Genomic DNA, 7,034 nt, shown 5'->3' with positions numbered 1-7,034 from the left:
AAAAGATAAGACGCTAGTCTAACAGATTCCAACACAGAATATAACACTTCTGCTAAGGCCTCTAACTGACCCTGCTTATATAGACTCCAAGGAGCAGTTTCGTCTATATATTTATTGCAAGTTCTAACTAAGGCCAGTACCTCTTCACAAACTTGACTAAAAGCTAAAGAAGTATAAGCTTGAATAACTTGTTCACCCAAACCCATACCTATCGACTTAAGTGGGTGAGTAGCTTCTATTTGCTCACCTTGAATGTTTGGAATTTGGCCTTTAAAGTATTTATGAGCCATTTTGAGAGTACGATTTAGCAAATTACCCAAGTCATTGGCTAAGTCAGCGTTTAGGATATTAATAAAGCGGGTTTCACTAAAATCACCATCTACTCCAAATTCTATTTCTTTGAGAAAATAGTAACGAACTGCGTCAGAGCCATACTTTTTTAGTAACTCAAATGGATCTAAAGTATTACCGAGAGATTTACCCATTTTCTTCCCATCTTTGGTCAAAAATCCATGTCCAAAAACATGATGAGAGATTGGTAAATCTGCTGACATTAGCATTGCTGGCCAATAAACAGCATGAAAACGCAGTATATCTTTACCAATTAGGTGTAGATTAATCGGCCACCATTTTGATAAAGCATTCTCTAGGGTAGGTTCACTATCAGGATCTAGGAGTGCTGTTACATAACCTAATAGAGCATCAAACCAAACATAGATAGTATGGCTGGGATCTGCTGGTAGTTGAAAACCCCAATCTACATTAACTCTAGAGATTGAAAAGTCTTGTAATCCTTGGTTAACAAAATTTAAGACTTCATTGCGACGACTTTCCGGTTGAATAAAATTAGGCTTTTCTTGGTAAAAAGCTTGTAGTTTTTCCTGATATTTAGAAAGACGAAAGAAGTAATTTTGCTCGTCACGCCATTCTACTTTTTGGTTAGTATGAATGGGGCAATGTTTATCTTCTAGAAGTTCGCGCTCTTCTTTAAATTCCTCACAAGCTACGCAATACCATCCTTGTTGCTGACTTAAATAGATATCACCTCGATCCCAAACTCTTTGGAAAAATTCTTTGACAATTAACTCATGGTTAGATGCAGTGGTACGACTAAAACGGTCATATTGAATATTGAGTTGTTGCCAGAGAGATTCAAATCCTGATACCACTAAATCACAATGTTCTTGGGGTGATTTTCCTTTGCTCTGAGCTGTCCTTTGAATTTTTTGGCCATGCTCGTCTGTCCCAGTAATCATCAGCACTGATTTACCTTGTAGCCTTTGAAAACGAGCTACCGTATCGGCCGCAATAGTGGTATAAGCACTGCCTATATGTGGTAAATCATTAACGTAGTAAAGGGGAGTTGTAATTACAAAGGTATCCTGAGTTTTATATGTGTTTTTCATGGAAAATCAGAGTTAAATACTATTTATTTGAACTGATTCTGGGTACAATCATAATGAGCCTAGATAGTATCGACCTATTTGATTCATACTTTGTTTAACTGGTTATTTATTGACTTAATCAACAATTTAGTTGAGCTATAGAAGCCAATAAAATCCCCTACCATAACAGTAATGCTGCTATTTTGTTTTTCTGGACTTTCTCAAAGAAATTTTAACTTTTGGTATCCCCATGTTACTATCCTAAGAAAATATTTATGAGAGTCTAGAATTTACATACTTAATTATTCATAGTCAAGATGGGAGACCAAGCAAATAATTTACTGCTTATTTCTCGTTTGTTCTTAGCTGCTATTGGTAGTAGAACTTTTGTTTATAATGCAGACAGGATTCCTTCAGAAGGAGGCATAATTGTTGTAAGCAACCATCGTAGTTTTATGGACCCTTTGTTATTGACAGTGGCCGTTAATCGACAAATTAAATTTGCTTGTCATCACTATATGGGCCAAGTACCTGTACTACGAGAAATGGTTACTGCTTTAGGTTGTTTTCCTTTAGATAATTCGAGTCGTAGACAACAAGATTTTTTCCGGCAGGCAACAAAGTTATTACAAGCTGAAGAAATGGTGGGGGTTTTTCCAGAAGGAGCTGTACCTATGGTTCGGCGTACTCCACCTAATTTGATTAGTGATTTTCAAAGAGGCTTTGCTCATTTGGCCTTGCGCTCCCCAGTTGCCAATTTGGCAGTCTTGCCAGTAGCGATCGCTTCATCTGATGAGCGGTCAATTTCTTCGAGAATACCTTTGAAGTTGTTAAGTTTTTTCGATCCGTCAGAACCTTTATTCGATACACCTGGATGGCATCCAGCGATAGTTTATCAGCGTTCTAATATTATGTTTGGTCGCCCGTTTTGGGTTAAGTCTTCCCACCGTCAGCAATATCATGGAAAGTACGCTAAACAGTTAGTCAACAATTTGACTGATTATGTTAGCCAAGAAATTGCTAATTTACTGATAGAAGGTTGTGTTTAAGGATTAAACCTTTAGCTTTTGTTTGATGTCTTAATTTTTATTCTAGAAACTCATATAAAAAAATGCTCTTATTCATCAATAAATTTAATAATTAAATTATTTAATTTTATTTTCTCTGAAACTATTATATTGCTAGTTAAGTCAGACTAGACGAATCTTAAGTAATAATTTTAGGTAGATTGCTAAGAAACAAAAAAATTTAATCTCTATAATAGAAGCTAAATGAGAAATTGAGCGCACATATTAACTGTTAATTATTAAATTATCAATCATTAATTACTTTTTATTTGTATTCAATCATGCAAGTGGCAACTAGCCAAATTAGCTTTTTAAGGCCAACTACACCTAGACCAGAATTACCTCTGTTGATTTTCTTGCCGGCTATGGATGGAACAGGTAAATTGTTGCGATCGCAACAGTCTAGATTATCAACTGCTTTTGATATTCGCTGTCTGAGTATTCCACCCAACGATCTATCAAGCTGGGATCAATTATTGGAAAAGACAGTAGAGTTAATTGAAATAGAAAGACAGGCAATACCGGAAAGACCAGTTTACCTATGTGGAGAATCTTTTGGTGGATGTTTAGCCTTAAAAGTTGCTTTTACTGCTCCTGAATTATTAAACAAGCTGATTTTAGTCAATTCAGCCTCCTCATTCAGTCAACAACCTTTAGTCAAATATGGCTCATATCTGACTCAATACCTACCAAGCCATTTATATCGATTATCGGTTACAGGGACTTTACCATTTTTAGCAGCTCTTGGCCGAATGGAAAGGGCAGAACGTCAAGCCTTATTAGAGGCCATGCAGTCAGTTTCTCAACAGACCTCAATCTGGCGATTAGAGTTAATGCGTTCATTCCAGGTAGACAAAAATCAACTAGAAAAATTAAAAAAACCTGTATTAGTTATTGCTAGCGCAGCCGATAGACTTTTGCCTTCATTATCACAAGCTAAATTTTTAGTCAAGTATTTGCCTGAAGCTAAAATGGTTATTCTGCCAAATAGTGGTCACGCCTGCTTGCTAGAAACAGACGTGGACTTCTACAAAATTATTCGAGATCGATGGGGCAGCGAGTTAATTGGAGCAGAGAGAAACATAGTATCTACTACATAAAAGAACGCTACAACTTAACTTTCTAGTGCAAGATGGCGGAAATAACTAACCCGTAAAAAAAGGTTCAAAAGCTTGTAAAATAACCCTTCTTCTCTTCTACCTCTCTTGGTAAGCATTCCCTCTCTTGGTCATCCCTTGCGCCTGACTACGACGCGGGGTCACACCGCTCCTGCCTTCTGCCTTTCTGCGCTAGTTTAAACTGAGCCACTTTTGAGCATTCAGACGTTGAATTACTCCAAACACTAATAGATTCAGAGTAATTTTACGCTCGTCAATTAAAAAAGGTTCTAGAGTAGCAGGTTTTGCACCATTGTCTGCACAAGAAAAAGCTCTGGGGCCTTTAATATCTTTTTTAGGGAAATAAACATTAAACTGACGCTGGCCTTGTTTAAACTTACCCATCACTTGCCAACATTCTTCAGATGAACTGAGGCCAACCATAGGTAATTTCTGTTTAACTAGGTTCAGGTCGAGATCGTCAATACCTTGCTGAGTTAGAGCTTGTTCCAAAGCTGGCAAATAATCTTGCTGCATAAACTCCGCAAAAGGTTTATCTTCCACAGCAGGAGGCTTTTCTTTTTTTACCTTGCCTCCAGCAGGCTTAGTTTCAGATTGTTTAGCTTCTTTTTCTTCAGCCATAAATGCTTCCTTAGTTAAATTTCTGCATAAGCTCGTTCTACTAAACGACGAGCCAGGGTTTGAACTCCTGTATGTTCATAATAATTGGTACTCACATCTAGAAATGCAGCCAAATAATCCAATTTATCATCGCTAAATTCTACAAAACTTTGCAGACTATTGGCCACATTATGTGGAGTAATGCCCCGATCGCTGACAAAATCTCCCATCCAACTAGAAACGGAACCGAAAGCTTCCCCAATAAAGCCTAACTTACTGTCTTTATCATTCCCAGGAATAGCATCTTCCATTTCCCTGAAACCTTGGTTTTCTTCTAGGTCTGAGGGGGATAGTCGTTCGATCCATTCTGAAACTGCTTGTAAAAAGTCTGGCCCAAGAGGAATTAAACCATCAAAACAAACTAAGGCTGCTAACCGCATCAAAGATTCCCCACTATAATCACCCAAAGCTCCTACAAAGTCACCAATACTATCTCCGGGAATGCCATTTATGGAGCAAAAACCTAATAACTCAGCAACAACTTTTAGAGACAGATCGATAGTTTGGCCTTTTGCTGGTTTAGGAGTCAAGCTAGTTAACAAACCTCCCACGAGAGGAATTTTATCACCAACCATATTAGCTAGGGTAGCTGCACCTACAGCACGACCTGCTCCACTGACAGTTTGGTATAGCCACAAAGCACGTTGATATCCTTGAGCTTTGTCATTGAATAGAATTACGGCGCGATCGCCTATTTGCTGAATTAAGTCTTCGTCGTCTTCCCCTGTGACAGTGCGGATGGTATTTTCAAATCCTACCAAGTTATCCCATTCTCCAGGAACAACAAAGTCTAAGGCGCGTAAGGATTTAATTGTCAGATTGTCCTCGGGCAGTTCATCTACTAATTCAAAAATTGGCTTACTCATTTGTATGTTGCTCCTTTGGTTAAGTAATAAAGTTAATATTTGGAAGTTAACAGAGGAAGAGTATATTGTTTCAGCTTTATGGTGGAATTGTTTACTTGAGACTTGATAGACCACTTAGATTAAATTTTTGTAGCCATGCTTCGCGATCGCTGGGAGTAAATGAGGGGTCTTTTGATTGAGCTTTTACCTGGAAACGATTATCGACTAATACTGCAGTGGTAGTTTTACCTTGTTCAACTGCTGGATATCCTCCTATTTTCTTGCTACTATTTTGGAATTTGTTGGCTGCAGCAGGGGAAGCGGAGATATCATTAATAGACATGACTGCTACTTCTTGACCACCTTTTTTGAGACTTGCTTGAGCAAAACCTTTTTTCTCTTGAGCATAGTTTAGTTTATAGTCACCACTTGATGATGGGAAGTATTTGTTGAGACTACCGCCAGATACTTGTTCAGCTTGGGAAGGACGTTCTGTTTTGCTTTGTTCTTGGGCCTGGTCAAAACGGCTTGGTTGTTTGGCTCCACCACAAGCAGATGTCAATAACAATAAGCAGATGAATATTGGGGCCATAATTTTCGCTAATCTACGGCTGTATATCATTATTTATCTCTCCTTAAATAATATATTTGAGATTGCTAGTATAATTTTCTCTTAAAATTGTAATATTTGTGTTATTTTTCCTGATGGCCTAAGATAACTATTGTCCAAACTCGATCAAAATGTTTTATTTTTCAATTCTAGTGGTTCTGGTCAATTTTTAACTAAATCTTAACTCTTATGACTGATTTTGATGCACAGTATGTCTTTGTATAGATAAATTTGATTGTGAGTAATTTGTCGATCGGCGCAAGTACTATTCTAGCGAAATATGGCGATCGCATAGATTAGTTTGATTTTGGTTAACTTGGTATCAGTTTAAAAGCAGAGGAAAAAAATCTCTGGTTTGTAGAAAACAGTAAGTTTGTTTGAGACAAGATATTTCAATGTTAAACTTGAAAAAAAAATAATTATTTTATTATTTCTAAGGGTTATGTAAGTAATTAGGGAAAAACTCAAATATTTCCTAAGCTAGAGATATGGAATAAATATTAAAAATCAGGAAATCATAAAAAATGGATGATTGTTAAACGGAAATATTCTACTCAGGAGACATCTCCAAAAATAAAAATTAAATCAATAATCGCACATAAATTATCAATTATTTACCCTTGATTCCTACTTACTATGTTATGGAGATGTCTAGTAGATGTTATTGTGATGAATAAAAACAAGAGTATTTAAAGATTAATTATTATGGATATAGACAAATATTTGCTGTACCTTATAGCTGTGAATAAAACTGTGTTAAAAACAAAAAAATGAGTTATGATTATCCCTTAATACTAGCAACAGACCTAGACGGAACTTTCTTAGGAGGTTCAGATAGACAACGAGCAGAATTTTATGAATATCTGCAAAAATATCGCGATCGCCTACTATTAGTGTTCGTGACTGGGCGAGACGTGGAATTTGTGCAAAGCTTATGTGAAGATTCAAAATTTCCTAATCCTGACTATATTATTGGCGATGTTGGTACAACAATAGTTCACGGTAAAACTCTAGAACCTTTAGAATCAATACAAGGGTGGGTTGAAGAAATATGGGGAAATGCTAGCGATCGTATTAAAAAAATGATGGCAAATGAACCAGGAATAGAACTTCAAGAATGTAGTGGCCCACGGCGTGTTTCTTACTATTACAAACCAGAAAAACTCCAAGAAAGCACAGTTCAAAAAGTGGTTGATGCTGGATTTGATTGTATTCTATCTGCTGATGTGTATTTAGATGTAGTGCCTAAAGGTGTTTCTAAAGGACCTACACTTATGAAATTTATTGAATTATTAGGGCTATCAACAGTATTAAAATAATTGGACAAAGTTAAACACAATTAGACATTT

The 7,034-nt window shown here is 36.7% G+C and carries 7 protein-coding genes; 3 read left to right on the top strand and 4 right to left on the bottom strand.

Going from position 1 to position 7,034, the window contains the following annotated elements; all coding sequences use genetic code 11:
* On the bottom strand, positions 1 to 1,406 hold a 1,406-nt coding region (metG, locus tag AC3DU7_RS12960), incomplete at its 3' end, for a methionine--tRNA ligase (RefSeq protein WP_488039755.1).
* A 296-nt stretch (positions 1,407 to 1,702) separates the two neighbouring features.
* Here metG and AC3DU7_RS12955 point away from each other — a divergent pair.
* Together AC3DU7_RS12955 and AC3DU7_RS12950 are read left to right on the top strand one after the other, a co-directional pair.
* Positions 1,703 to 2,434 carry a lysophospholipid acyltransferase family protein gene (locus tag AC3DU7_RS12955; protein WP_488039754.1) on the top strand — a complete coding sequence of 244 codons (732 nt, stop codon included), beginning with the start codon at positions 1,703 to 1,705 and terminating at the stop codon, positions 2,432 to 2,434.
* A 299-nt stretch (positions 2,435 to 2,733) separates the two neighbouring features.
* Entirely contained in the window at positions 2,734 to 3,552 is an 819-nt protein-coding gene (locus tag AC3DU7_RS12950; protein ID WP_488039753.1) for an alpha/beta fold hydrolase, read from the top strand.
* A gap of 189 nt (positions 3,553 to 3,741) precedes the next feature.
* On the opposite strand, the gene AC3DU7_RS12945 is transcribed toward AC3DU7_RS12950, so the two are convergent.
* The 3 genes from AC3DU7_RS12945 to AC3DU7_RS12935 all read right to left on the bottom strand — a co-directional run bounded on the left by AC3DU7_RS12945 (position 3,742) and on the right by AC3DU7_RS12935 (position 5,697).
* Positions 3,742 to 4,191, bottom strand: a complete 450-nt coding sequence (locus tag AC3DU7_RS12945; protein ID WP_488039752.1) for a DUF2996 domain-containing protein — start codon at positions 4,189 to 4,191, stop codon at positions 3,742 to 3,744.
* Between the two features lie 14 nt (positions 4,192 to 4,205).
* Positions 4,206 to 5,096 carry a hypothetical protein gene (locus tag AC3DU7_RS12940; protein WP_488039751.1) on the bottom strand — a complete coding sequence of 297 codons (891 nt, stop codon included), beginning with the start codon at positions 5,094 to 5,096 and terminating at the stop codon, positions 4,206 to 4,208.
* Between the two features lie 91 nt (positions 5,097 to 5,187).
* The gene (locus AC3DU7_RS12935; protein WP_488039750.1) at positions 5,188 to 5,697 is read right to left on the bottom strand and encodes a hypothetical protein; all 510 of its coding nucleotides are present in this window, start codon (positions 5,695 to 5,697) and stop codon (positions 5,188 to 5,190) included.
* Positions 5,698 to 6,455: 758 nt separating this feature from the next.
* Between AC3DU7_RS12935 and AC3DU7_RS12930 the strand changes: the two genes are divergently transcribed.
* Entirely contained in the window at positions 6,456 to 7,004 is a 549-nt protein-coding gene (locus tag AC3DU7_RS12930; protein ID WP_488039749.1) for an HAD family hydrolase, read from the top strand.
* Positions 7,005 to 7,034 lie beyond the last annotated feature (30 nt).

Source organism: Okeania sp., from assembly GCF_983059655.1.
The sequence above is the reverse complement of the archived record's forward strand: the minus strand, read 5'-3'. Positions and strand labels throughout refer to the sequence as shown.